The sequence below is a fragment of the Candidatus Villigracilis saccharophilus genome (genome assembly GCF_016711665.1).
Genome location: NZ_JADJSO010000048.1, coordinates 1 through 26,048, shown reverse-complemented (window position 1 = coordinate 26,048; position 26,048 = coordinate 1). Strand labels below are relative to the sequence as shown.

General features: G+C 48.6%; 27 protein-coding genes. 18 read left to right on the top strand and 9 right to left on the bottom strand.

Annotated elements, in window-relative coordinates:
* Positions 1 to 2: 2 nt before the first annotated feature.
* Complete coding sequence (locus IPL17_RS14530) at positions 3 to 197, bottom strand: MoaD/ThiS family protein (RefSeq protein ID WP_345307798.1); 195 nt, start codon at positions 195 to 197, stop codon at positions 3 to 5.
* 84 nt (positions 198 to 281) lie between these two features.
* On the opposite strand from IPL17_RS14530, the gene IPL17_RS14525 reads away from it, so the two are divergent.
* The 3 genes from IPL17_RS14525 (at position 282) to IPL17_RS14515 (ending at position 4,064) form a co-directional block, all read left to right on the top strand.
* Positions 282 to 1,478 (top strand): glycosyltransferase, encoded by a 1,197-nt coding sequence (locus IPL17_RS14525; protein ID WP_345307797.1) that lies wholly within the window; start codon positions 282 to 284, stop codon positions 1,476 to 1,478.
* Positions 1,475 to 1,828, top strand: coding sequence for a YraN family protein (locus IPL17_RS14520; protein WP_345307796.1), 354 nt, complete (start codon positions 1,475 to 1,477; stop codon positions 1,826 to 1,828). The genes IPL17_RS14525 and IPL17_RS14520 overlap by 4 nt, the downstream gene beginning before the upstream one ends.
* Before the next feature lie 61 nt (positions 1,829 to 1,889).
* Positions 1,890 to 4,064 (top strand): SH3 domain-containing protein, encoded by a 2,175-nt coding sequence (locus IPL17_RS14515; protein WP_345307795.1) that lies wholly within the window; start codon positions 1,890 to 1,892, stop codon positions 4,062 to 4,064.
* Between the two features lie 74 nt (positions 4,065 to 4,138).
* Here IPL17_RS14515 and IPL17_RS14510 read toward each other — a convergent pair whose 3' ends face one another.
* The 5 genes from IPL17_RS14510 to IPL17_RS14490 all read right to left on the bottom strand — a co-directional run bounded on the left by IPL17_RS14510 (position 4,139) and on the right by IPL17_RS14490 (position 8,728).
* Complete coding sequence (locus IPL17_RS14510) at positions 4,139 to 5,023, bottom strand: sensor domain-containing protein (protein ID WP_345307794.1); 885 nt, start codon at positions 5,021 to 5,023, stop codon at positions 4,139 to 4,141.
* 4 nt (positions 5,024 to 5,027) lie between these two features.
* A complete protein-coding gene (locus IPL17_RS14505; protein ID WP_345307793.1) occupies positions 5,028 to 5,384 on the bottom strand; it encodes a PadR family transcriptional regulator in 357 nt (118 codons plus the stop codon).
* A 146-nt stretch (positions 5,385 to 5,530) separates the two neighbouring features.
* Positions 5,531 to 6,442 carry a bifunctional 5,10-methylenetetrahydrofolate dehydrogenase/5,10-methenyltetrahydrofolate cyclohydrolase gene (locus IPL17_RS14500; RefSeq protein WP_345307792.1) on the bottom strand — a complete coding sequence of 304 codons (912 nt, stop codon included), beginning with the start codon at positions 6,440 to 6,442 and terminating at the stop codon, positions 5,531 to 5,533.
* Between the two features lie 174 nt (positions 6,443 to 6,616).
* Positions 6,617 to 7,273 carry a hypothetical protein gene (locus IPL17_RS14495; protein WP_345307791.1) on the bottom strand — a complete coding sequence of 219 codons (657 nt, stop codon included), beginning with the start codon at positions 7,271 to 7,273 and terminating at the stop codon, positions 6,617 to 6,619.
* Between the two features lie 54 nt (positions 7,274 to 7,327).
* Complete coding sequence (locus tag IPL17_RS14490; RefSeq protein WP_345307790.1) at positions 7,328 to 8,728, bottom strand: tetratricopeptide repeat protein; 1,401 nt, start codon at positions 8,726 to 8,728, stop codon at positions 7,328 to 7,330.
* Between the two features lie 212 nt (positions 8,729 to 8,940).
* On the opposite strand from IPL17_RS14490, the gene IPL17_RS14485 reads away from it, so the two are divergent.
* The 4 genes from IPL17_RS14485 (at position 8,941) to IPL17_RS14470 (ending at position 14,611) form a co-directional block, all read left to right on the top strand.
* Positions 8,941 to 11,298: an ATP-binding protein gene (locus tag IPL17_RS14485; protein WP_345307789.1), complete on the top strand. Its 2,358-nt coding sequence runs from the start codon at positions 8,941 to 8,943 to the stop codon at positions 11,296 to 11,298.
* The gene (locus IPL17_RS14480) at positions 11,298 to 12,089 is read left to right on the top strand and encodes a LysM peptidoglycan-binding domain-containing protein (protein WP_345307788.1); all 792 of its coding nucleotides are present in this window, start codon (positions 11,298 to 11,300) and stop codon (positions 12,087 to 12,089) included. Before IPL17_RS14485 ends, IPL17_RS14480 begins: the two co-directional genes overlap by 1 nt.
* Before the next feature lie 34 nt (positions 12,090 to 12,123).
* On the top strand, positions 12,124 to 13,623 hold the full coding sequence (locus tag IPL17_RS14475) for an LCP family protein (RefSeq protein ID WP_345307787.1): 1,500 nt from the start codon (positions 12,124 to 12,126) through the stop codon (positions 13,621 to 13,623).
* An 88-nt stretch (positions 13,624 to 13,711) separates the two neighbouring features.
* Complete coding sequence (locus IPL17_RS14470; RefSeq protein ID WP_345307786.1) at positions 13,712 to 14,611, top strand: site-specific integrase; 900 nt, start codon at positions 13,712 to 13,714, stop codon at positions 14,609 to 14,611.
* Positions 14,612 to 14,643: 32 nt separating this feature from the next.
* Here IPL17_RS14470 and tilS read toward each other — a convergent pair whose 3' ends face one another.
* The 3 genes from tilS to IPL17_RS14455 all read right to left on the bottom strand — a co-directional run bounded on the left by tilS (position 14,644) and on the right by IPL17_RS14455 (position 17,627).
* Complete coding sequence (gene tilS, locus IPL17_RS14465; protein ID WP_345307785.1) at positions 14,644 to 16,086, bottom strand: tRNA lysidine(34) synthetase TilS; 1,443 nt, start codon at positions 16,084 to 16,086, stop codon at positions 14,644 to 14,646.
* Entirely contained in the window at positions 16,086 to 16,493 is a 408-nt protein-coding gene (gene mce, locus IPL17_RS14460; RefSeq protein ID WP_345307784.1) for a methylmalonyl-CoA epimerase, read from the bottom strand. The genes tilS and mce overlap by 1 nt, the downstream gene beginning before the upstream one ends.
* A gap of 186 nt (positions 16,494 to 16,679) precedes the next feature.
* Complete coding sequence (locus tag IPL17_RS14455) at positions 16,680 to 17,627, bottom strand: phytoene/squalene synthase family protein (RefSeq protein ID WP_345307783.1); 948 nt, start codon at positions 17,625 to 17,627, stop codon at positions 16,680 to 16,682.
* Between the two features lie 181 nt (positions 17,628 to 17,808).
* On the opposite strand from IPL17_RS14455, the gene crtI reads away from it, so the two are divergent.
* The 11 genes from crtI to IPL17_RS14400 all read left to right on the top strand — a co-directional run bounded on the left by crtI (position 17,809) and on the right by IPL17_RS14400 (position 25,914).
* Complete coding sequence (gene crtI / locus IPL17_RS14450; protein ID WP_345307782.1) at positions 17,809 to 19,338, top strand: phytoene desaturase family protein; 1,530 nt, start codon at positions 17,809 to 17,811, stop codon at positions 19,336 to 19,338.
* Between the two features lie 74 nt (positions 19,339 to 19,412).
* Positions 19,413 to 20,735 (top strand): MerR family transcriptional regulator, encoded by a 1,323-nt coding sequence (locus tag IPL17_RS14445; RefSeq protein ID WP_345307781.1) that lies wholly within the window; start codon positions 19,413 to 19,415, stop codon positions 20,733 to 20,735.
* A gap of 53 nt (positions 20,736 to 20,788) precedes the next feature.
* Positions 20,789 to 21,568: a heliorhodopsin HeR gene (gene heR / locus IPL17_RS14440; RefSeq protein ID WP_345307780.1), complete on the top strand. Its 780-nt coding sequence runs from the start codon at positions 20,789 to 20,791 to the stop codon at positions 21,566 to 21,568.
* 30 nt (positions 21,569 to 21,598) lie between these two features.
* Entirely contained in the window at positions 21,599 to 22,435 is an 837-nt protein-coding gene (locus IPL17_RS14435; RefSeq protein ID WP_345307779.1) for a DegV family protein, read from the top strand.
* A gap of 3 nt (positions 22,436 to 22,438) precedes the next feature.
* Positions 22,439 to 22,765 (top strand): DUF1475 family protein, encoded by a 327-nt coding sequence (locus tag IPL17_RS14430; RefSeq protein WP_345307778.1) that lies wholly within the window; start codon positions 22,439 to 22,441, stop codon positions 22,763 to 22,765.
* 3 nt (positions 22,766 to 22,768) lie between these two features.
* Positions 22,769 to 23,746 (top strand): DUF3159 domain-containing protein, encoded by a 978-nt coding sequence (locus tag IPL17_RS14425; RefSeq protein ID WP_345307777.1) that lies wholly within the window; start codon positions 22,769 to 22,771, stop codon positions 23,744 to 23,746.
* On the top strand, positions 23,661 to 23,963 hold the full coding sequence (locus IPL17_RS14420; RefSeq protein ID WP_345307776.1) for a DUF4345 domain-containing protein: 303 nt from the start codon (positions 23,661 to 23,663) through the stop codon (positions 23,961 to 23,963). Before IPL17_RS14425 ends, IPL17_RS14420 begins: the two co-directional genes overlap by 86 nt.
* Positions 23,960 to 24,451, top strand: coding sequence for a peroxiredoxin family protein (locus IPL17_RS14415; RefSeq protein ID WP_345307775.1), 492 nt, complete (start codon positions 23,960 to 23,962; stop codon positions 24,449 to 24,451). Before IPL17_RS14420 ends, IPL17_RS14415 begins: the two co-directional genes overlap by 4 nt.
* 31 nt (positions 24,452 to 24,482) lie before the next feature.
* Entirely contained in the window at positions 24,483 to 25,496 is a 1,014-nt protein-coding gene (locus IPL17_RS14410) for a hypothetical protein (RefSeq protein WP_345307774.1), read from the top strand.
* On the top strand, positions 25,496 to 25,660 hold the full coding sequence (locus tag IPL17_RS14405) for an SDR family NAD(P)-dependent oxidoreductase (RefSeq protein WP_345307773.1): 165 nt from the start codon (positions 25,496 to 25,498) through the stop codon (positions 25,658 to 25,660). Before IPL17_RS14410 ends, IPL17_RS14405 begins: the two co-directional genes overlap by 1 nt.
* 11 nt (positions 25,661 to 25,671) lie before the next feature.
* On the top strand, positions 25,672 to 25,914 hold the full coding sequence (locus IPL17_RS14400) for an SDR family NAD(P)-dependent oxidoreductase (RefSeq protein ID WP_345307772.1): 243 nt from the start codon (positions 25,672 to 25,674) through the stop codon (positions 25,912 to 25,914).
* The last annotated feature ends 134 nt before the right edge of the window (positions 25,915 to 26,048 follow it).

The following is a 26,048-nucleotide window of genomic DNA, read 5'->3' as shown; positions in this document are numbered from 1 at the left end:
TTTTATCCGCCAGAAATTACAGCGACAAGCTTGATCACATCGCCATTTTTCAGGATCTCATCGTCGGTGATCAACTCGCCATCACGGACCGCGATAACCGATTCGGGCACGATATTACTCTTTTTCAGTGCATCCGCCAAAGCCATGCCTGGGCGCACTTCATATTCCTTGTCTCTCAAAATCAATTTAGCGACCATATTTCTCCTTATGGTGGATTTTATCATCCTTCAGTACTCTATTTTCTGCTTGACATTCCTCCCGCCTTGTCTTAGCATATTAGCATGAGAATTGGAATGATGGTGGATTCATATAAACCGTATGTCAGCGGCATAACCAACTATGTCGATATCAATAAGCGCTATTTTGAACTGGCGGGACATGATGTTTACGTCTTCACGTTCGGCAATCTCGATTATGAAGACGGCGAGAAAAATGTGGTCCGCAGCCGCGGCGTACCGCTGGCAGATTCTGGATTTTACCTATCGATGCGGTATTCGCGTGCCGCCAGAAAACTTTTGCAAACCATGGATGTTATCCATGTACAGCATCCATTCCTGAGCGGGCGGCTTGCTTTAAGATATTGCCGTGATATTCCGATCGTTTACACCAATCACACACGCTATGACCTGTATGCACAGGCTTATTTGCCCATGATGCCCGAGGAAATGAGTCAGGGGCTTTTACAGGCCTACATGCCTTCTTTTTGTAACGCGGTGGATCTTGTCATTGCGCCCTCGAAGGGCATGAAAAAAATCCTGCGCCAGTTAAATGTCGAGAGAGATATCGAAGTGGTGCCGAACGGTGTGGATCTTAAGGATTTCCTTACAGCACAACCACTCCCCCGCGACCAATTCGGCTACAAGCAAGATGATATCCTGCTTGTTTATGCTGGCCGCATCGCGCTTGAAAAAAACCTGCCTCTCCTATTAAGATCGTTTGCGGGGATTGCAGAAGCACTTCCGCAGACACACCTACTATTGCTCGGAAGCGGGGTCCAGATGTACGAGGAGGAGATCCGCTCTCTGGTTGGGGAGTTAAATCTTTCCGAACGAGTCCGCCTAACTGGCAGAATCGCCTACGATCAACTTCCAGCATACCTCGCCATGTGTGATATTTTCGTGACAGCTTCTGTTACTGAAGTTCACCCGCTTTCTGTCATTGAAGCCATGGGCGCAGGGCTCCCCGTAATGGGAATTCAATCTGTTGGCGTGGGTGATACCGTACAAGATGGCATTACTGGCTTCCTTTCGACTCATGAACTGTCTGCCTACACCGCGAAACTTACCCGCCTCTGTCTTGACCCGGGCCTGCGTGCTCAAATGAGTGTCTCAGCACGAGAAGCCTCTACCGCATATGACATTGAACGAGTCAGCGCCATCCTGCTAAAGCATTACGAGGAATTGGTAAAAGAATCAAAGCCGCGCAAAGGCAACTGGTCCATCCGCCTGCGCAGACTTTTGGAAAGCTTTTCGGAATGACGAAGCACAAAAAAGAGATCGGCGCGTGGGGCGAGTCCGTCGCCGCAGACTGGCTGGCAGAAAAAGGGTACCAGATCATCGCGCGTAATGTCCGCACGCCATATGGGGAAATAGATATCATTGCACAGCAGGCCGATGTCACAATATTCGTGGAAGTCAAAACACTGACCTCAAGCAGGGATTTTTATCCAGAAAAAAATATTACCCCAGCCAAACAAAAACATATGATCAATTGCGCACAACATTACAGCGCGGGCCATGAAATAGATCACTGGCAGATTGACGCCGTCGCCATCGAAGGAAAACCCGGCTCCAAGCCGGTTATCACACATTTTGAAAGCGTCATCTAATAAAAACGCAATTTTCTTTTTGATATAATTTCAACAGGCAGTCAACAATAAGGAGATCAGCATGGCTAACATCATCGGTCCGGATGTCAGTTTTTATCAGGATGACCCGCAGACCCCTCAAGGCATTGATTTTGCAAAAATGCGCACCGCCGCAGAATATGTGATCCTGCGCGCCGGTCAAAACCTTTGGGCGGACAGGGATTTTAAAGCCAATTGGCGCGAGTCAAAAACCGCAGGTTTTCCACGCGGTTCTTACTGGTTCTATGACAGCCGCGCAGACCCCAAAAAACAGGCCGATCTTTGGGTACAGCAATTCGAGGGAGATTACGGTGAACTTCCGTTATTTGCAGATTTTGAGGATCGATATAACGGGGCGTATAAGGGTTGGAAGCATTGGTATACATTTCTGGAAAGACTCAAAGTACTGATTCCCGGCAAGGAAATTGCAATTTACACCGCCTATTATTACTGGCTGGAATTTGCGCCAAACCCCAATACTCAAGCAGCCAACCTGGCGTATTTTCATCAATATCCCTTATGGATCGCCAACTACAATACAGCCGACCCCTTGGTCCCGAAGCCCTGGTCGAAAAATGAGTGGCTTTTCTGGCAATATACAGATAATGGAGACGGCACGCTGTATGGCGTGGAAAGTCTCAATATTGATCTGAATTATTTCAACGGCGATCTGGATGCTTTCCGTGCAAGGTTTAAACTATCCTCTCAACCGCCACCGCCACCACCACCGCCTCCCCCACCGCCCCCCACGTATCCACAGTATCGGGTTACGGCCACATCCCTGAACGTCCGCGAGGGGCCAGGCACAACCTATAAATCTCTCGGTTTTATTCGCCTCAATGAAATTGTGGAAGAAATCGGTGCCAACGCAGATAGAACCTGGCTCAACGTCCGCAAGATGGATGGAAGTTTGATAGGCTGGAGTTCTGCCACATATCTGAAAAAAATATCCACCCCGAACCCCAATCCGGACAGCCAGGGTACGTACCGGGTAACCAGCTCGTCATTAAAGGTCTTTGATGGACCGGGGTTATCCTACGGCGCGATCGGCTATGTTTACTTCGCAGAACTGGTTCAAAAAATAGGGGCGACTTCTGACAATGCCTGGCTGAACATTCGCAAGACAGATGGAAGTTTGACGGGCTGGTGTCAGTCAGAATTTTTGATCGATGCCAATGGGCAAACGCCTCCCCCGGATCCGTATGACCAGCCCGACCCCATCCCAAGTTACGAATCTAATAACTGGTATAAAGTAAACGCTGCCAGTCTGTATATACGCGAAGCACCTTCCACATCAGCCAGAGTTGTTGGAACAGTCTACAAGAATGACTCACTGCCAGCGCTGGATGATACAACTGATCCAAATTGGGTAAAAATCGAACGACTGGACGGCTTATCCGGTTGGTGTTCCAAAAATTATTTGATCCTTTTGGGAACGCCTCGTCCCTCCTCGATACAGCAAGTTTTATTTAATGGGATCACATATTTTCGCAAAGTGCTGAGTGTGCCTCGTCCAATCGTTCTCCACGTAGCTGTGATTGACTTGAAAACTCCCAACTTCGAATTTCTGGTTACCCCCACCTCAAACCCGGAAGGAATTATTTGCACCCGCGAAACATCCAGATTTCTTGAGGAATTCAAGATGCATTTTGCCATCAATGGAGACGGGTTTGATTATTTACCCGCCAGCTATGTGCCGACAACATACTGTCCAAATGGCGGCGACCCGGTTAAAACGCAGGGTTTTGCAGCATCACGCGGAAAAATATACTCACCCTTGAATACCATCCAGCCTGAGGTCTATATCGGCGCGCGCAACCAGGTTAGTATAAACACAGCTCCAGGAAATATATTCAATGCAGTATCCGGTGACCGCATGGTCGTCGAAAAAGGAGCTGCAGTGAAAAACCTAGCCGCAGCATTGCCAAATCCGCGTACTGCGCTGGGATTAAATAGAAACGGGCGATGGCTTACCTTCATGGTAATTGACGGCCGTCAACCAGGGTACAGTGAAGGTGTCACCTTCCCAGAACTGGCGAACATATTGATCTCCTATGGCATCTATACTGGCGTAAACATGGATGGCGGCGGTTCATCCACCATGGTGATGAAAGGCGCAGATGGGAAACCACGTGTCTTAAACTCTCCGATCGACATGAATATCCCCGGCAGACAGCGTGCCGTCGCAAATCATTTGGGAATATTTATTAAAAAGTAATTTGTACCTGCACCTCAAACAAAAAACGACAACTCTTTCGAAAGAGTTGTCGTTTTTTGTTTCAACAATGTATGTTATTCAGATACAAGCAGCATCTTGGCAAACCGTCCATGCAATTGACCAATGCCACGCACAATGTTCATGAACAAAGTCCATAGGAAGAATCCGCCAGCAACCAAAAGTGGATATGACCAGACCGGAAAGAAAAACCGTACTCCGCCATCGAATATCGCACCTTGTTGAAATACTTCCTGTAAAACCGGGATGGCAGCAAATGAGAGAGAAATGCTCAAGACAGTAACAATCAAAACGAAGTATATCGTGCCCAAAATAAATTGGGCGATCATATACACAAGCATAAGCCAGGTGGCCTTATCAGTTAATAGCGCTTTGAGTCTGTCAAGCCACTTCATACCCTGATGTGAAAACAACGGACGCCGAGGCATACGCACCCCGAGCAATGCTTCTACAAGGCGGCCCTCGAGCAAAGCCAATCCGCGCACAGAGAGTAAAAATAAAAGCGCAAACGGAAAACCAAAGATGAAGATCAAAAACGATACAGAAACTGATATCCCAGTAACGGCCCAGGTAAAGTAAAACACGCCGGTTACAAAAGCAATGAACATATAAAGCAACGCACCCCATGCACGCGGGTCCATATACACTCCAAGGAAGCGACCGAATGCTGACTGTGACTTGACGGGCTGTTTCAATGCCGGGGATGTGCGCCTTTCCACTTCCCTGTAAGCTGCGGCAGTTTCTTCGGGAGTACCATATTCTTCGATAATCGTTTTCAAAACATCTGCTTCATTCAAATCAGGTTTTGCATCTCGGACCACCGCCAACGCAGTGGAAAAATGTTCGCGGGCATCTGCTTGCGCATCCTGTAATAATGCAGGGTCGGCATCTTTCATTTCGTTTCTCAAAGCTTCGAGATATTCTTCAGTGGTATTAAACATGATGTCATCCTTTCAAGATTATGTCTACAAATTTCTTGGTCTGCTTCCATATCACAAGCCATTCCTCTAAAGCGGAGCGCCCGTCACTAGTGATCATATAATATCGGCGTGGCGGGCCTGAGACAGAAGGTTCCACAGTACTTTCCAATAATCCGTTCTCTTCCAAAGAACGCAGGACCGGATAAAGCGTCCCTTGTTTCATCATTGGGAACTCAGGGCTGCTTTCTTCAAGCATTTTTGCGATCTGATACCCATATAACGCTTCTTTGCTTCGACTGAGAACACTCAACAGCACGAGGGCTGATGTGCCTGAATTCAACTCTTTCTGGAATTTCTTGATTTGTGCGCTAACATCAGTCATTTTTGCTCCTTCCAGTATTATCAATTTCTTACTACTAACATATTAATAATAGTAATAAATTGATATTATGTCAAGGGTGATAATATAAAAAGTCCCGCCTATCGACGGGACTGAAAACTGATCTGCCATAACTTTCTCTTGCCAGCTTATGGGTCCTGAATCTCCGCGGCACGAAGTGTATTATTCATCAGCATCGCAATGGTCATGGGACCGACGCCGCCAGGCACAGGGGTAATAAAGCCCGCAACTTCCTTTGCCTCTTCATAATTGACATCACCAACAAGTCTCTGGAGCGGTTTGCCCGTCTTCTGGCTGATCATTTGTGTGCCGTCGGGATTAAGTTTCGGAATGCCATTAATACCCACGTCTATGACAGCAGCGCCGGGCTTGAGCCAATCACCGCGCACCATTTCCGCGCGGCCAATCGCTGCGATGACGATATCTGCCTGACGCAAAACTGCGGGAATATCCTTCGTACGCGAATGAACAACTGTGACCGTGGCATCTTCCTTTACAAGCAGCAATGCAGCCGGCATACCCACAATGTTTGAACGTCCCAGCACGACCGCATTGGCGCCCTTGATCGTCACGCCAGCTTCCTTGAGCAGGTAGATGCATCCATAAGGAGTACACGGAACAAAGAGCGGTTCACGCCCCTTCTGCGCAAGACGGCCAAGGTTGATCGGGGAGAAGCCGTCTACATCCTTCTCAATACTGATGAGCTGCAGAACACGTTCTTCGTCAAGGTGTGATGGCAGGGGCAATTGCACCAAAATACCGTTAACTTTTGGATCTGCATTCAATTCCTTGATTAGTTTCTCAAGGTCTTCCTGGTTGATGTCTGCAGGTACGGGGTGATGATACGAAGTCATACCCAATTCAGCGCATGCTTTCTGTTTCATGCCCACATATGCGGCTGAGTCTACACGGTCACCGACCAATACAGTTGCCAGGCCCGGCTGCGACTTTCCAGCCGCGATCCTCGTTGCAACCTTTGCCTTAACCTCATCACGAACCTTCTGCGCAATCGCAGTTCCGTCAATTAATTGAGCCGTCATGTTTTGCTCCTTCTATATTTTACATATTATGAAACATCGGATTTTTTGTGAATTAACGCACAAACATTATACATTCCTTCCCCCATTTCGTGAAAGTGACACTTATCCTGATTTGAAAAGACCATAGAAATAATGCGAAACATAACCGCAGCGTTACTGTATTACATCATATACTTACGGCTTCAAGACCACGAAATTATCGAAGATCACATCCACTCCAGGCTGCCCGAACGTCCCCGCAAGAAGCCCGACGTCGCCCGACTTCAATGTTGCATCCTGCGCTGAGGCGACTTGAGTTCCATTTACATAAAATGTGAGCGTGTCGCCTATGCAATCTGCCCTGAGATGGTTAACCGCCAAGCCGGTCTTGATATTATGGTCCGACTTTAATTCGTCAGTTCCAAGCAGGAGAGCTTTTTCGCCAGAATACATCCCAATCCCATAAAAACCGTCACTGGAGATCATAAAAAAATAATAATCAGTGCCCGTATAACGGCAGATCAACCCAATGCGATTCTCGTCCGGCCCGCCCAACTTGCCTGCATCGACTTCCAAACGAATATCAGCAAAATTCTTATGGGGTGTTGACCAAAAATTCGTTTCAGGCGAATTAACCAGCAATCGATATCCGCCCGCATCGTAATCTATGGTGCCTTCAGAGGCCGTAAAGCGATCCCAGCCAGTAACAGGCTGGGTAAAATCATCTTGAAATAACATGCTTCCAGATGGCGCATTCAGGTCTAACGGCGCAGGGGTGGCCGGTGTTGTTGTGGTGGAACAGGCGAATGAAAGTACGATCAATACAGTGAGGGCGGTCAGCATACGATTCATAATCGTGATTTTATCATGAGGGAATATTATTCTTTATCTCAAATAGAAATATCTTTATGGAAAATATTTTTCAAGTAGTTGAATGGCAAACGCACCTTCGGGACCATTCATATCTGCATCACGAACATAAGTTAATTCAGCAAAAGCGGCAGTGCGATCATCCTGTGCCAGATAGGTCATGGCCAGATGAATATGTGCGGGAAAATGATTCGGAAATCGCTCAATGGTATCCAATAAAACCTGCTCGGCGTTTGCAAGTCTTCCGGAAGAGAGATACAGCCAACCCAACGCATCCAAGGCCAAAGGATCATCAGGCGCAAGTTCCACTGCTTTTTGCGCGGCGGGCAAACCCACATCTTCGGTATGCACATTGTTATCGCCGCAAAAAATAGCCAATAACCGCCAATAGGTCACATCGTTCGGCGCAAGGTCTGCAGCAAGTTGATAAGCATTCAAGGCTGAAGCAAGATCGCCAAGTTTAAAATAAGCATTCCCGATCTCAGCCTGCCAAGCGGGATTGGCCGACTCGTACTCAGCAGCTAATAAGTATTCCGCAAGCATCTGAGCATATTTCCCCTGACGGTTCCAATATAAGCCGCGCAGTGCGCGAATAGTGGCAGAGGTGTGGTCGAGAGTCACAGCCTGGTCAAGTTGCGCGCCTCCATCCTGACCGATCTGTTGTTTCGCTTCGCCGAGCCAAGCCCATGCCTCAGCATTTTCCGCATTAAATTCGATGGCTTTCTCAAAGGCCTCCATCGACAGATCCCATTCCTGAACTAATCCCAGCGCACGCCCTATGGTCACAAACTGCTGTGACGGATCGGTTTGTGCGGCGGATATATTCAAAGCGGAGCGCATTGTCTGCACCGCAGGATCAAATTCAGGGTTCAGAGATGAAGCGGTCATTAATTCTGAAAGCGCTTGCCCGGTCTCTGTAAAAGTCAACAGAAGTCCAAGCCGGTAATGAGCGTAGACATCTCCCGAATTCGTGCCTAATTGAATTTGATTCATAAGAGCATCGCGTTCTGAGTTCCAGTCTTTTTGTTGCCGATATATAAATGCAAGCCCTGCGTATAAGGAAGGTGAATCGTAAAACTGCAATCCCTGTTGATACGCTTCAAGCGCGGATGGCATGTCGCCGTATGAATAATAGGAAAATGCAAGCGACAGCCAGCCCTGCTCTGATAGTTGTGGGACGCGTTTTAGGAAAGCAATCGCGCGCAATGCATCTCCGCCCGCGCTTGCGGCAATACCGGCCCGCTCCCAGAGATCATTCCGCCAGGGGAAAAAACGGGCAGCGCGTGAAAACGAATCAGCTGCGCTTGCGTAATTTTGCGAGGCAAATTCAGTTTCGCCATCCTTTATGGAGAAATACCCTGTGAAAGCCACAGGCACAAGGATGGCTGCGAGCAGTACAGATACTATGAGCGGAGCGGACCATTTGGGATTGCGCATTGTCGATATGATTAGACGGACGGGTTCCCTTGAACACATTGAGTTTTATATGCGAACACTTTACGCGCAGAGGGCAGAGATAAGACCAGGATTACTGGTGTATCGGTAAAATCCGTGCCTCCTCATAAAAAAATGTCTGATATAAGCTGACACCCGCCTAATTATACGTTGACTACTCATAAATTTTGAACTGGCATTATAATCATGAAAACATGAACGCATTTTCCAGTTTAATCCTCACTCAACTCACTGTTCCCCCTGGGGATTTAATTTATTATGTTGTGTTGGCGTTCTCAGTTGCCAGCGCACTTCAATCGGCTCTTAACCATTGGCGCGTAAGCGAATTCCCACAAGCCCGCCGTGCTTTTTTTGGTCTCGGCATTCTGCTCGCCGCACAAATAGCAATGTTTGTTTTTAGCGGACTGGGTTGGCAGCATGTCCTGGAGCCCAAAACAGTCCTGCCGCCCATGGATCGCGCATTTATCGTATTTGGTATTATCTGGATCACATGGCTGTACGCCTTTCCTGAACCAAGCCGTATCGCTGACGGCGCAGCGAGTTTACTAAGTGTGCTGGTGCTCGCCGCGCTTGGGTTAAGTTTGCTAACCTGGCAGCCACAAATTCCCCTCGTGAGTTACAACCAAACCCCCGATGATTGGTATTGGCAGATCGGTTCACTGGTGGCCGCGCTGCTTGGTATTATCATATTGATCCTACGCAAGCCGGACGGGATGTGGCAGGGGATTATATTACTGACATTAGGATCTGCCGGTCATGCGGGGCATTTATTTTTTCCAACAGAAGGCAATTATTCAGGAATTGTACGCCTTGCTTACATGGCTGCCTTTCCAATATTACTGACCCTGCCTCAGCGTTTTTCATTCTCCTCACAAGCGGCAACGCCTGCACGATCAACACCCGTGGCAATACCTGCAAAACAAGATACTGCGACACAGGACCGCAGACGATATAGCACGGACCCCAAGACCTTTCATGCCATGCTGGCGCTTGCGGTTGAATCAAATCCGACCAAGATCAGCCAAGCTATCACACGCGCCATTGCCCAGACCATGCTTGCCGACCTGTGCTTTATGATCTACCTAACAGATAACAACAATCAAATCGTGATCGGCGGCGGGTATGATCTGATCCGCGAAGATGCATTGGAAGGCGGGTCGCTTAAGAAAAGTTCCATTCCCATGCTTGCAAATTCGCTTCAACGCGGACGTCCATTAAGGATGCCTTCAAGCAGCACTTCTGCCGACATTAAAGGATTGGGGGATGTCCTTGGCCTGCCCAATCCAGGTCACCTACTGAGCGTCCCGATCCTGACTCCAGATAAGGAATCTCTGGGCGGCATATTATTGCTTTCTCCATATTCCGACCGCACCTGGACAGCTGAAGACCAGGCGTACCTTGCAAACATCGCCGCGGCGCTTGTGCCAATCATAAAACGGGGCCAAAAAGTAACAAAATTGGAGGTACAAACTGACCATGCTCGCGGACAAGCGGAGGAATTGGAACGCCGCAATCAGGAACTTGTACAACAATTAGAATCAGCGCGCGCTGAATTACAGAAAAATAACAATAATACGGAATTGGCCTCCCTGCGAATGGCGCAGGAAGAATCCCAACGCATTATTGAAAAACTACAGGCTGAAAACGGCAGCCTACTAACAACCCAATCCGAGCAGCCTTCAATACCTGACTCGCAAATTGAAGATAAATTAAAGAATGCCCTGCAAGAAATCGACCTTTTGAAAAATCAACTCCTTGAAGCAAGCCTAAAAACAGAAGAGATAGAAAAAGGCAAAGTGGCAGTAAAAAGCACAGAACTGGCTGAAGTGATCGCATCCATTTCGCAGGAATTACGCCAGCCGCTTTCATCGATCGTTGGTTACACCGACCTACTGTTGGGTGAATCGGTGGGCATCCTTGGCGCATTACAACGCAAATTTGTGGAGCGAGTAAAAACATCCACGGAACGTATCCGTAGTTTAACGGATGACATGATCCAGATCACAACACTGGAAACAGAGTTGAATGATCTCAAAACCGAATCAGTTGATCTGAATTCGATCATCGATAACGCCATGTCGTATACGAGTACGCAGGTGCGCGAGAAGCATATTTCAATGCATCTTGAATTGCCGAAAACCCTCGCGCCCATTCAAGCGGACCGTGAAGCGCTGCAACAAATACTCATCCATCTTTTACAAAATGCCGGGGCGGCGACTCCCTTCGAAAGCACGATCAGGCTGACGGTCCAGACACGAAACGAGGATGGAAAGGATTTTATTCTCATTCAAGTTGCTGATTCCGGCGGCGGAATCCCCGCTGATGATCTCCCGCGCGTCTTCACCCGACTATATCGCGCAGATAATGTTCTTATTCAAGGCATTGGCGATACAGGTGTTGGGCTTTCAATTGCCAAGACACTTACCGAAGCTCAACATGGAAGGATCTGGGTGGAAAGCGAACCCGGGGTCGGATCGGCATTTAGCGTGTTACTACCTATTGCCGGCGCGAATTCTGTTAACCAGGAATCTGCGTCTAAAGGAAATGGCTGATGAAAAGCCTGCGCGACATTGGAAACGCGCTGCTGGTAGCATTTGTGGCAATCGGATTGATCCTGGGGGCGTTATCAATTTCGCTTGTGGAATTCGCGCCAGAGGCTACTCCAACAGCGACCAATGACCTGTTCGAATCTCCCGTGCCTTTGACAGCGACCTCATCATTAACACCATCGCTGACTCCAACGCTTGAGGTAAAAACCCCCACAGCCACAATTACAGCAACATTCACAAATACGACCACTCCTCCAACTTCATGCCAGCCTCCAACGGGTTGGTCTCAAATCACCGTTCAAGTTGGGGATACACTCGACAGTATCGCCGCGCGGTATCAAGCCAACAAGAATGAAGTAAGTATCGCAAACTGTTTATTGAGTGACAGCCTGATCATAGGTTCAAAATTGTATGTACCGCCCGCCCCCACCAGCACCTTTGCCGTTTGTATTCCAGGCGCAATTGGATGGTTAAAGAATTACATTGTGCAATCTGGCGACTCTTTATATCGCATTGGTTACGATCATTACACCACTCTAGAGTTGATGCGCCGTGTGAATTGCCGCGTGAATGACACTATCTTTGCCGGCGAACGCCTTTGGGTTCCGAATGTCGCCACGCGCACACCCGTCTCTGCGGTCACAAGTACAACCTATCCAACCGCGACATTCACTGAAACCGCCATTCCCTTTACGGCCACTGTTGTTCCCACCACCACACCTGTTCCGCCTACAAACACACCCACAAATACTCCCGTACCAACGCCTACGGACATCCCCATAGTAGTTCCTTAGTAAACGCGGCTCAATTGCGCCTTCAAAGATTTGCATGAAATCATCCCGGCACCTCTTCATTCTGCTTCCAATTATTGCGTTCGTAATATCCGCCTGTGGTTCCACGCCGCAATCAACCACATCCAACGCGCTTCCGTTTATTCTGATTACATCAGCGCCAAATCCATCCCCAACGCCCACGCCATTTCAGCCAGCACTTTACACGCCTACGCAGGTTTCCCTTCTATCATTTGAGATCAATACGCCATTATTACTACCCACTGAGACACCATCTCCCTCGCCAACACCGCCAATTGACGCAACCGCCACGGTTGATATTAATCAACTCTTCCCGACCTCTGCCGCACCTCCAGCCGCCGATTCACTCGCGGGCAATCCCACAGCCTTGCCGCCGCTGACCGATAACGAAACAATCAACTTCCTGCTGATCGGTTCAGATCTACGGCCCGGGTCATCGTACCGCACAGATACCATCATTGTCGCGGTGGTCTGGCCCAAGGAAGGACAGGTCTCGCTCATCTCAATTCCGCGTGACTTGTGGATCTACATCCCCACCGTGGGAATGCAGCGTGTCAATACAGCCTATCAAAGCGGAGAGATCACCGGCTATCTTGGCGGCGGACCGGGTCTACTTAAAGATACGATCTCTTACAACCTCGGCATTCGCATTGACCACACCGCCATGGTCGATTTCGACGGGTTCCGCCGCATCGTGGACACCCTCGGCGGCGTGGAAATTCCCATCGCATGCTCCTACACTGATTGGCGTTTGATAGATCCGTCATACGATCAATACAATGAAGATAATTGGTGGCTTTACACCGTTGGCCCCGGCCAAATTCACATGGACGGCGATCTCGCGCTCTGGTATGCCCGCGCGCGCTCAAAATCCAACGACTTCGACCGCGGACGCCGCCAGCAGGAAGTGATCCGCGCCATTTTTGGACAGGCATTACAAACCAGCACCTTTGGAAAAATTCCACAGCTTTATAACGATCTTTCCAGCACTGTCATTACAGATCTCGGCCTCGCAGATTTGGTTCGCATGGCTCCCTACGCGCTCAACTTCACGAATGCAAATATTCGCGGCTACTACATCCGCCCGCCCTATGTCAGTTCGTGGATGACCCCAGGCGGTGCGGCGGTACTCCTGCCAAACGATGCTGAACTGAGTCAAATGCTCATCGAAGCAACAACCCTCTCCACGTTTGCTGTCGAGCGAAAATCCGTCAAAGTGGAAGTTCAAAATGGAGTCCCCTTCGACACATGGGACTCCCTCGCCGCAGCACGTCTGAACTATGCCGGGTATCAAACCATACTTTCGAATGCCGACCGCCGCGACTACGCAGCCTCCGTCCTGGTGGATTTCACACCCGGGCAGGATCCTACTCAACGGCAGACGATCCTCTCGACCCTCAACCTGTTCTCTGCAAATGTGATTTCCCAACCCGACGCAAACAGCCCCGTGCAGTATCGGGTGATCCTCGGCTATGACTACGAGCCATGCTTCCAGCCGCAGGACCTTTCGCATTAAATTTTTTAATTCCCAACCCTGTTGACAATCCTTCCCACATTCGTTAAACTATACGAAAAGACTATGCGCTACTATTACGAGGTAACCTATGGCAAAAACAACTGATTCTGCACACATTACAACCAAGACCCTGCTCCCAACCGCCATCAACGGTTGGGAAATGTTCATGCAAGACCAGGGGCGTTCTCACCACACCGTGAAGGCTTTTCTATCTGACGTGCGGTTGCTCACCAAATTTCTCGCCCCAGACAAAGCCATCGGAACGATCACAACTGATGACCTGAACCGTTTCTTTGCGTGGATGGAAAAAGATCGCGGCATACCATGCAGTCCCAAGACCTTGTCGCGGCGCATTACATCGGTCAAGTCATTCTTTCGCTGGCTGCATCAATACGGCACGCTGACCATCGACCCCGCTGAAAAAGTCCTACAGCGCTCGGCCATCAGTCCACTCCCCCAAGTTCTCACAAATGACGAATACGAAAGGGTTCTGCTAGCCGCAGATCGTCACCGCCGCGAGACAAAACCCGACGCCCGCATGTACGCGCTCGTTTACCTTTTGCTTACCACCGGTATCAAGAAAAATGAATGTCTCAGTATTCGCCTAAACCACATTGACCTGAATGCAAAGAACGGACCGCACATCTTCATCCGCTATGCCAGCCCGGCCAACCGCTACAAGGAACGCAAGATAGAACTGCAAGAGGATTGGATCGCAGCCTACAAGGAATATCTCACGCAATACCATCCTGCTGATCAGGTATTTGCCTGGTCACCGCGCAGGTTGGAATATTTGTTGGAAGATATTGGCGCCGAAGCCAGTCTTACAAAACACCTATCATTTGACATGTGCAGGTGGACATGCGCCTTGCGTGACTACCAATCGGGTATGGAATCAGATCTGATACGTCAGAAACTTGGCGTCTCAAAGATCCAATGGCGCGAGTTGTTCATCAAGATCAGAAAATTGAATGGTGAAATAAAATAATAAAAATTCCCCGCCAAACAAGCGGGGAATTTTTATTCTCTAAATTTATCCAACGGGCGAGTCACTGAAAAATAGACAATGCTCCGCGATGTCGTTTTCAAACGGTACGGGTGCGCGGAACGATACCCAGGCACCCAAAGGATCTCATCTCCAACACATAACAAGGGCCAATACTCACGCGCCCGCAGGGGCATTTTTTCATTTACCAGAAAATCTGAAAGTTTTTGTGAATGACCATCCATGCCCAGCGGTGCAAAACGATCACCCTGGCGGCGCGTGCGCAGCTCGAACTGCCCGGACAGATTTTCAGCATCCAACCAGACCTGAAACTGGTCCTCGTTCTGCCTGGCCTGTTCCCTCGCCAAAGCTGGGATTCGCCAAATCTCAGTAGATAATTTCCAGCCGCCTGCAAGAGAAACCTGACCGGGAATTGAAATTGACACGGGATCATTTCCGATCATTTGAGGCCAAAGATTAAACGGCAATTCAGCATTCAATGTGCAAATATAAACATTGCCGAGTTCGCGGAACATGCGCATGCCGCCTTTCAAGTCAACGCGCGAAGAGAGTCCGCTGCTGTTGATCATATTCGTTGCACGCTCAAGAACGGAAAAGCTGATATCCACTTCAGGGCGAAGAAACTGCATGGCATGTTTGACCAGATTGCGCTGCAGACCGATCGAGTAGTCGGAGAGCAGGTCAGAGTCGAAGGTAACAACCTCATCATTTTTAGCGATCACAGATTCTTGCCAGGCTTGATCCAGTGTTTCCATCACAAAAGCGTAATCGCCCTTGAGCGATTCGGACATATGCAAAACTGCTTCACGGAATTTTGGATTGTAACTTTCAAGGTTTGGTATCAAAAGGTGACGAACGCGATTCCGCTGAAAGTTAAGCGAATCATTGCTTGAGTCATAATGCGGGCGCAACCCATTGACCGCGCAATACACAACCGTTTCTTCACGCCACATTTTTAGCAGAGGGCGAATAATGGGAATTTCCGCGTCAAAGGTTTTTATAAGTGAACAAAAAGACATGCCCTTTAACCCGGTGAGCGCACTACCACGCAGAAAGTGCATGAGGATCGTTTCGACTTGATCGTCCGCAGTATGCCCTACGGCGACGGCCTGTGCATTTCGTTCGCGTGCCAGCTTGAACATAAAGCGATAACGTAAATTACGAGCTGCTTCTTCGAGTGAAAGTTTTTCCTGATCTGCGTACGCCCGCACATCCGCGCCATCAACGACGCAAGCAAGCATTAATCGCGCCGCGATCTTTTCCACCATACGGGCGTCCTGCCCCGATTCCTGACGAAGTTGATGGTCAAAATGAGCGACAATGATGGGATAGCCCGCCTGCCGTAGCGTTTCCATCAAACATAGACTGTCAGGACCGCCCGAAACACCGACAATGATCGGGCGGTCTTTTACAAGTCCGCACTCATCTTTTAAGGTGCTTTCAATGTTCTCTGACATTATTTAATTTGATACAACTCCACCAGCACCCCGCCCGTGGACTCAGGGTGAATGAAGACGTATTTTTTTCCATCTACAGAAATACGCGGTTCTTCATTGATTAATCGGATGTTTTTAGCTTTCAATTGCGCCATCATTCCTTCAATATCGTCCACTTCAAGGCAGAGGTGATGCATTCCCTGGCCGCGTTTGGCGAGATATTTGGCAATGCCTGAGTCGGTGGTGGTCGGCATGACGAGTTCCACTTCAGCGCCTGCAATGGGTAGAAACGCAACCTGCGATTGTTCTGCAGGTACATCGCGCAGTTCGTGTAATTGAATTCCCAGCGCGTCGCGCCAGAATAAAAGGGATTTCTCCATATCTTCCACTACGACAGCGACATGATTGACAGCAGTGATCTTTGCCATTTTTCCTCAAAGTTGATCTTGGTTTATATTTCTTGAATTTTACTCTGCTTCTGCAGAAACGAAAAAGTTTGTTCTGTTTTTGGAATGTGGAATTAGATCTTTGTTGGGATAACAAATAAAAGACAGGTCATGCTTGCTCAAGGCATGACCTGTCAAAAAAAGAGGAGTGCCCCCGGCACAAGTTAGCTATAACGATTTAATTTTCAACCATAGTCCAGGAACTCGGCTGACTTTGCCCCATGCTGAGAGGCTCGCGCGGCGGGTGAATACATCGTAATCGTGTTTTTCAATGTAGTCTAAAATACCGCAATAGAAAGTGGACGCAGCGCCAATCGCAAGTTGGCCTTCGCGATCGAGCATTTTCACGCCATCCCATGATTCTTTGTACAACTGTCTGGTGCGGTCAATTTGGAATTTCATGAACTGACGCCAGTTACTGGTCAGGCGTCCATTGGCAATATCATCTTCTTTGATGCCATAAAAGGCCAGTTCTTCACGCGGAAGATAAAGCCGTCCATTGCGATAATCTTCGCCCACGTCACGCAGGATGTTAGTCATTTGCAGAGCGACGCCAAGTTTGATGGCGTAGGACACAGCTTCATGACTCTTGAAGCCGACAATGTACATGCTCATCAACCCGACCGTGGAAGCGACTCCGTAGCAATATGTGGCGAGATCATCAAAGGTTTGATAACGTGTTTGAGATAAATCGCGTGCCACCCCATTGATCAATTGCAGGGCGTAATGGCGCGGAATATGGTAGCGGGTAAGGGTATCTGCCCATGCGGCGGCGACCAGATCATCGGTTGAGGCGGAAGCGGTTTGAACGATGTTGCGCCAATAATCCAATTCAAAGTCACGATCTTTTTTTGATTCGACTTCATCCACAATGTCATCTACCGTGCGGCAAAACGCGTACAGCGCGCGGACAGCGGAGCGCTTTTCTTCCGGAAGAAGCCCGGATGCAAAGTGGAATGATTTACTATGCTCGGCAGTGATAACCGAGGCTTGCTGATATGCCTTGCGCAAGGAAGCGTCACCTGCCCAATAAGAGAAAAAGGGGCGAATTGATGGGTGCGGAATATGTCCCGCAAGATCGAGTAGTTGGTTCTCCCAGTTTGCCTGTGCTTGCATTTTGTTCTCCTGCATGGTTTTTTCTGTCTTTTGATTCCATAATTATGATCTTCAATGTTCAAATTTTACTGGGTTTATCTGGTTTGTCAAGGTTTTGCAAAGCAATTATTTAAAAACCTTGACAAATAATTGACAACAAGTACAATAGTATAAGTAATTCGTTGTGTAATAAGGAGATCCTATGAAACAAACTGCTCTTGTAATTGGCGCGGGGATTGGTGGAATTGCTACCGCTGCCCGCCTTGCGAAAAATGGATACGATGTGACTGTGGTGGAAAAGGAATCCACTCCCGGTGGACGCTGTAATCAGATCATTAAAGACGGTCATCGCTTCGATATTGGACCAACCCTGTTCCTGATGCCCGAAGTTTGGGAGGAGACTTTTGCCGCTCTTGGCGAAAAGATGAGCGATCATCTCGACCTGCGCCGCATTGACCCGACCTATAAAGTCCGCTTTGACGATGGTCTGGAATTGGAGTTAACTTCTGATATCGGCAAAATGCAGACTCAGCTTGAGAAGGTGGAAAAAACTGCTTTTACTGGTTTCCTGAATTACATCGCTGAAGGAAGCAAACATTACAAAATTTCACTTGAGAAATTTGTGGGGCGCAACTTCTTTAATATTTTTGAATATTTCAGCCTGAGCAATTTGCCGTTGATCTTCCAACTTAAGGCATTGGGGAAGCACTACAAGAACACAGGCCGCTTCTTCAAAGATGAACGCTTGAAGGCTGCCTTCACGTTTCAAAATATGTATCTGGGATTAAGTCCCTATGATGCTCCAGCCACATATTCCCTGCTTCAATATACAGAACTCGCGGAAGGAGTCTGGTATCCCATGGGCGGAATGTACGCGGGCATTCAGGCACTTACTGCTGTGGCCGAAAAGCTTGGTGTGAAGTTCATCTACAACGCACCAGTGAAAAGACTGCAGGTAAATAATTCAAAGATCATCGGTGCTCAACTTGAAGATGGCCGTGAATTTTATGCTGATATTTTTGTCGGCAATGCGGACCTGCCCTATATTTATAAAGAACTTCTTCCAAATAAAGCAGAAGCGAAAAAACTCGAAGATAAGCTCTACACTTGTTCCACCATCATGTTCTATTGGGGTGTGGACAAAGAGTATCCGCAGATCGCGCATCACAATGTGTTTCTCGGCGGCGATTACAAGGCTTCCTTTGATCAGATATTCAATGACCATACTTTGCCTGAAGTGCCTTCGTTCTATGTCCATGCGCCGAAACGCACTGACCCAGCCGCTGGCCCCGAAGGTCAGGATACGCTTTATGTTTTAGTGCCTGTTGGTCATCTTGATGCGCGCACCGAACAGGATTGGGAAGCGATGGTCAAGCGTGCCCGCCAAACCGTGCTGACCCGCCTCGCAAATGAATTGGGAGCGACAGATCTCGAAGCGCATATCAAGTTTGAGATTTCGTACCAACCCAAGGTTTGGAAGGAACGCTTCAATCTGGTGAATGGCTCGGCGTTCGGGCTGAGTCACAACTTCTGGCAGGTCGGATATCTGCGCCCACAGAATCGTCACAAGCAATATAAGAATATGTACTTCACGGGCGCGTCCACACATCCCGGTACAGGCTTGCCCATCGTACTTCTTTCAGCCCGCTTAACAACTGAACGGATTCTTAAGGAGTTCACAGGTTCGCAAGTTGAAGGTTACAAGCTGGAACGCGCCGCAGTAAATCAGTAAATTTTGCGCAAAGCAGGTACAATATCCGTGCAAAACCTATACAGCCTGCCGACCATCATGTAACTGGAGTTCTTATGTCTATTAGTAAAAATCCCGCCTTTAACTTAAAAGCCGTTCTGCAAGAAACCAATATTGCGGCAGACACTTTGCGCGCCTGGGAGCGTCGCTATGGCCTGCCCATGCCCGAGCGCACTGAGGGCGGGCATCGCCTTTATTCACAATATGATATCGAGACGATTAAATGGCTGCTGGCGCGGCAAACAGAGGGACTCTCGATCTCGCGCGCAGTGGATCTGTGGAATGAAAAGATCGCATCCAAGATCGACCCGCTTGCTGGTTTTACTTCTTCGACTTTAACTTCCCTGCAAACGACTCCTGCCATCTACACCTCGCCTGATACGAATCTTGATTCCCTGCGCGCGCAATGGATCCAGGCTTGCTTAAGCTTCAGTGAAACAAACGCGGAGCAAATTCTTAATCAGGCTTTCTCAATGTTTCCAGTTGAAGCGGTCTGCATGGAAGTTTTACAAAAAGGACTCTCAGAGTTCGGCGGACTTTGGTATACAAACCGCGCATCGGTACAACAGGAGCATTTCGCATCTGGCCTCGCCATGCGTCGCCTTGATTCGCTTTTGGGCGGCTCTCCAACTCCCACGCGGAATCAAACCGTACTGGTTGGATGCCCATCGAATGAATGGCATACATTCACGCCTCTGCATCTCGCCTTACTCCTGCGCCGCCGCGGATTGAACGTGATCCATCTTGGCGCAAATGTCCCTGCTGAACAATTCGAAGAAACTGTCACAGCCGTACGCGCTAATCTGGTCATCCTTGTTGCCCAGACATTAACTACAGCTGCCGCATTGCAAACCACCGCGCAAGCGTTGTCAGGGTTGCGCGCCCCAGTTGGTTATGGCGGCCGTATCTTCAACATGCATCCCGACCTCGCCGATTTTATCCCCGGTCATTATCTTGGAGATTCGCTAACCACATCACTTAAAACAGTGGAGACGCTTTTACAGACCAAGGTAAAACCAAATCCGCTCAAGACAATTTCACCAGAATACGCTGCCGCACATCAGGCTTTTATATCTAAGCGCATTCACATCGAAAGCACAATCAAGGAAATGATCCCGTTTGCTCCCCAATCTGAAGGCATGGATACCGGCATTCGCTTCCTCGGTGACAACATCACGGCTGCGCTGCAGCTTGGCAACATGGAACATGTCACCAAGGAAATGGAATGGGTGAAAATTCTGATGCAGTCGCATCAACAGCCCCCAAGCGTACTCGCTGAATTCATAAACACTTATTCCACAGCCGTTGACAAGCACATCAATGGTAAGGGCGAACCAATCAAAGCCTGGTTGAAAACACAGGCCGACTCAGCCCGTTAGATTGAACAAGTTTAAAACAAGCAATCCAAAAATCAAAAGGAGTTGTTATACCAATGTCTGAAACAAACGATAAAACCTATTCAAAGCTGCGCCGTTTCAACTTAATCATGGGGTCCCTGCACCTAATTCAGGGAGTATTTATGTGGGTTGTCAGTAACGATACCACCTATCCCGTTTTTACAAATTTTCTCAGTTTTAATACCACAACCTTCTCGCTTTCTCCGCAAGCTACACTGTTCTATGAATTACCGCTCGGACCCTCGGTGGCAATCTTCCTGCTACTCTCGGCCGTGGCGCACTTCTATCTTTCAACCATCGGCTATTCTCACTATGTTGAAAATCTAAAGCTGGGTAAAAACCCCATCCGCTTCTACGAATATGCCCTCAGTTCATCACTGATGATCGTACTGATCGGCATGTTGGCCGGAGTCTGGGATCTGGGAGCCATCATCGTAATGTTCGGCTTGAATGCCACAATGAACCTGTTTGGCCTGCTAATGGAAAGCCTGAATCAGGACAAGAAAAAACTGGACTGGACGCCGTTCACTTTCGGCTCAATTGCCGGCATCATCCCCTGGTTGGTGATTTTCATTTATTTCTTTGGCTCCATCGCATCTGGTGGGGAAGCCAAACCGCCTGCTTTCGTTTATGCCATCATCCCGACGCTGTTTGTTTTCTTCAACACCTTCGGCGTTAACATGTATCTTCAATACAAAAAGATCGGGCCGTGGAAAGACTATCTGTATGGCGAACGCGCTTTCATCATCCTTAGCCTGGTTGCGAAGACAGTTCTAGCCTGGATGATTTTCGCAGGCACGCTGGCTCCTGTATAAAACGAAAGACTTACTCTCAAGGAGGAAATCTTGAAAATTGCGATTGTCACCGATAGCACCTGCGACCTGCCCAACCCGATTGTGGAGAAGCATGGCATCACCGTCATCCCCTTGCACATCAATCAGGGCGAAAACACCTATTTAGACGGTGTGAACCTGTCCCGCGAGGAGTTCTACACCAAACTGCCAGAATTCCGTCCATCACCCAAAACTGCCGCGCCCGGAACTGATGTGTTTTTGAAAATCTATGAAAAACTGACAAATGAAGGCGCACAGGCAATTCTATCCATTCATATCTCAGAGACTTTAAGCGCGACCATTAACTCGGCGCGTATCGCCGCCGAGCAATTTACCCGCATCCCAGTCACCGTGTTGGATTCAAGTCAACTCAGCCTCGGGACAGGCTTCCTTGTTGAAAGAGCCGCGCAAATGGCACAAGCTGGGAATAAGCTGGAAGAGATTGTCTCTGCTTTACAGGAATTGATGAAGCGCACATATGTTTTTGCCTCGCTTAAAACTCTTGAATACCTGCGCCGCAGTGGACGAATGAACTTTGCTATTGCAAGGTTTGGAGAAATATTACAGATCAAACCCCTGTTGCATATGAACATGGGCAAAGCCACTGCTCATCGCACACGCACACAAAAACGCGCCACAGAAAAATTGCTCGCATGGTTGGCTGAATACGCACCGTATGAAAAATTGGCAATCGTACATGCCGGAATTCAAGAGGAAGCTGAGGCGCTTTATGAGCAAGTCCGCTCTTTCTTCCCCCAGGATGTTGTTTCGATTGTTCAGATCACCCCGGCTCTTGGCGCGCACCTGGGCGTTGGCGCATTGGGATTTGCCTGTATATCAAAGGAATAAACCATGAAGATCGCAAAAATCATTTCTGTCCTAGGCATGCTTGCCATGACCTCTGTTCTCATCTATGGCTTTACAGTTGGTGACTTCTTCGGTGAAGGCAGTCAATTATTCGCAATGCCTTGGGGCATCGTTTCTCTCGTTGACCTGTACACCGGCTTCACGCTCTTCTCCGCCTGGATCATCTACCGTGAAAAATCTCTGCCCGTTGCCATCTTGTGGACAATTGCCATGATGACTCTCGGTTTCTTTGCTGGCAGTCTCTACGCTTTCGTTACACTGCAATCCAGCAACGGTGATTGGCGAAAATTCTGGCTTGGGAAACATGCGTAAAAAATGAAACAACAAAAATGGCGGGAGTTACTGGATGAACTCCGCACAGTATTCACAGGACGCAATTCAGTTGTAGACGCAATTCTTCCGCCAATCATTTTTCTGGCGGTCAACAGCCTGATCAGTTTTCAAGCCGCCATGTGGAGCGCGCTGATCGTATCTCTGGTTTTTGCGGTCATTCGGATAATTCGGAAACAATCTTTGTTATACGCGCTGGCGGGTGTGGCAAGTGTCGCAGTCGCGATTGGCATCGCATGGGTTCTTGGAAAATCAGAAGGATTTTTTCTACCCGGTCTCATTAGCGGGAGCATGACCTTGCTTCTGACCATCGTCAGTTTGATCATCCGCCGACCCATGGTGGCGTGGACAAGTTACATCGCTCGCCGCTGGCCTTTGGGCTGGTACTGGCATCCGTTGGTGCGGCCTGCCTACAGTGAAGTGACTTTCGCCTGGACGATTTTCTTTGCCGCCCGCTTGTTTCTGCAATTTTCATTATTTGAAAATCAGAATGTCAACTCATTAGCACTGACCAATTTTCTTACCGGCTGGCCCGCAACAATTTTATTGCTGATCTTTAGTTATCTGTATGGAACATGGCGGCTGGCACAATTGCGCGGGCCCAGTGTGGACGAATTCCGAAACGACACCCCAGCCCCGTGGCAAGGCCAACGGCGCGGTTTTAATGAGGCCATCAGCTTGCTGATGGATAAACACCAAACCAGTAAGCAAACCCAGGAATTGGCCTTGCCTTTTCTTTGGAATTTCGTAGCTTATTCAACCACTCGCGACAGCAAGCTGTCCGAGTCCAGAGTAAAGCCATGCAGCTCAAAATTATATACCCAGGAGAAACATGATCGTTCAAATTTTACAAATCATCGCGGCAATCGCCACGATCTTGACGGGGCTTGTATCCCTGCTCAAGCCAGAGTCAGTTACAGGCTTTACAGGCCTGCGCCCCGAAGGTGGACGCGGAATCACTGAGATCCGCGCCATACTTGGCGGATTCTTCGTCGCGCTTGGCGCCGCTCCGCTTTTCCTCAATTCTCCAGTTGCTTATTTGATGCTGGGCATTGCTTATTTGGGAGTTGCGCTGGTACGCGCAGTCTCCATGTTCACAGACAAATCTATCGTTCAATCGAACGTCATCAGCCTTGTGGTTGAAATCATATTTGGAATTATTTTGGTACTCCCTTCATGAGCCGTGCTGAACTCAATAAACCCGCTCCAAATTTTACGCTAACAGATTACAAAGGAAACGAAGTCAGCCTCGCAGATTTTCAAGGCAAGAAGAATGTTCTATTGGTTTTCAACCGTGGCTTTTTCTGACCGTTCTGCCAACGGCATATGGCGCAGTTGCGCCGAGATTATGACAAATTCGTAGCATTGGATACTGAAATCTTAGTGGTCGGACCTGAAGATGAAAAAGCGTTTTCAAATTATTTTCAAAAACATCACCTGCCCTTTGTTGGTCTGCCAGATCCAAGCCATACCGTCCTGAAGCGCTTTGGACAGGAAGTGAATCTATTCAAATTTGGAAGAATGCCCGCGCAGGTAGCGATCGATAAAAATGGAATTGCACGCTTCGTCCATTATGGACATGACGCGACTGACATCCCAGCGAATGAGGAAATTCTGGAATTGTTGAAAATGATGAACGAAGAAATACCATCTGCGTTTACGGTGTGACGAGAATAGACAATAGGAGTAAAGAAGAATTATGCAAACAAAAAACAACTCCCTGAAACTGATCCTCGGCGGTGTGCTCATTTCCGCTGCGTTGACCGCTGTGATCGGGTTCACAGCCGCCAGCCTGACACGCTTTGAGATCGTCGGGCATACAGTGCCATTCGCCTACCCCTGGCGATTGGTGGAACGCAGTGATATGGCACGCATCACCGCCTGGCTCGGATATATTCTCCACAACCTGATCGTGTGGGGATTGATCTGGTATGCCAAGCGTGAGAAACCAAAATATACGAACAACCTGCACTGGTTCAATTGGGCATTGATCGGTGTGAATATTTTGTTTGCGCTATTACATGTGGCACAGACTCAACTCTGGTATGACGGTCTTGCACAGGATGTGCCAGAGGTCACCGCGCTCGGTTCAGTGGCGGTCATGTTGATGATCATCATCATTCTTGAAACCCCGCGCCGCGGATTGATCTTCGGCAAGAAGTTCAAGTTCCACACCGCCTTCATTGAAATCGTCAAGAAATATCATGGCTATCTTTTTGCGTGGGCGATCATTTACGATTATTGGTATCACCCCACAGCCAATACCTTCGGGCATTTGATGGGCTTCTATTACAACTTCCTGATCATTGCTCAATCCGCGTTGATCTTCAACCGCGTCCATTTGAATAAATACTGGACATTCTTCCTCGAAGCATTCGTGCTGATTCACGGCGTATCAGTTGCCATCTTTCAGGGACAGGCGTTCTGGCAGATGTTCGCTTTTGGCTTTGGCGCGATGATCGTCCTGACCCAAATGTACGGTCTTGGATTAAGTACCTGGGCCAAACGCGGACTCGCCATTGGGTTTCTGGTTATTACAGTCGGCACGTACGCTTTCATGGGGCGTCTTGGAGCGTTGAACGAAGTCATCCGCATCCCAGTAATCGACTATCTCTTTATTTTTGCTATTTACGGTTTATTTCTGCTCATCAATTGGATCGTCAATCTATTCAAGCGTAAGCCTCAGACTGCACTAAATTCAGGAACGGATTAATGGAACTCAAAAACAAAGTTGTTGTCGTGACTGGCTCTTCGCGCGGATTTGGATTCGCCATTGCTGAGTCGCTTCTCGAAGCAGGAGCAACTGTCGCTGTGACCGGGCGAAGCCAACAGGCTGTGGATAACTCTTTAGCAGTCTCCAGCCCAAAGGCCGCGTGAGCGGATTCGTAATGGACGTCCGCGAAGAAGCCCAAGTCTATAAATTGGTTGATGATGTCATCAAAGAATTTGGGCAGATTGATATCTGGATCAACAACGCGGGCTACTCAAACGCGGCAGGCATGATGCTGGATATGGATCCGCAGGATGCCATGGATATGTTCCTTTCGAATAATCTTGGCGTATTGCAATGCACGCAGGCGATCATGCGCTACATGCAGCCGCCAAGCGAGACTGCTGGTCAATATTTATGAGGCAGGAAGTTTTCTGCGCCCCACGTCGCCCCACTGGACTCTACGGCACAACAAAAGCGTGGTTGACTTCCCTTCACGCGCACGCTCGCAACTGAGACCACGGTGGCGGCGTACAAATTTTGGGATTTAGCCCG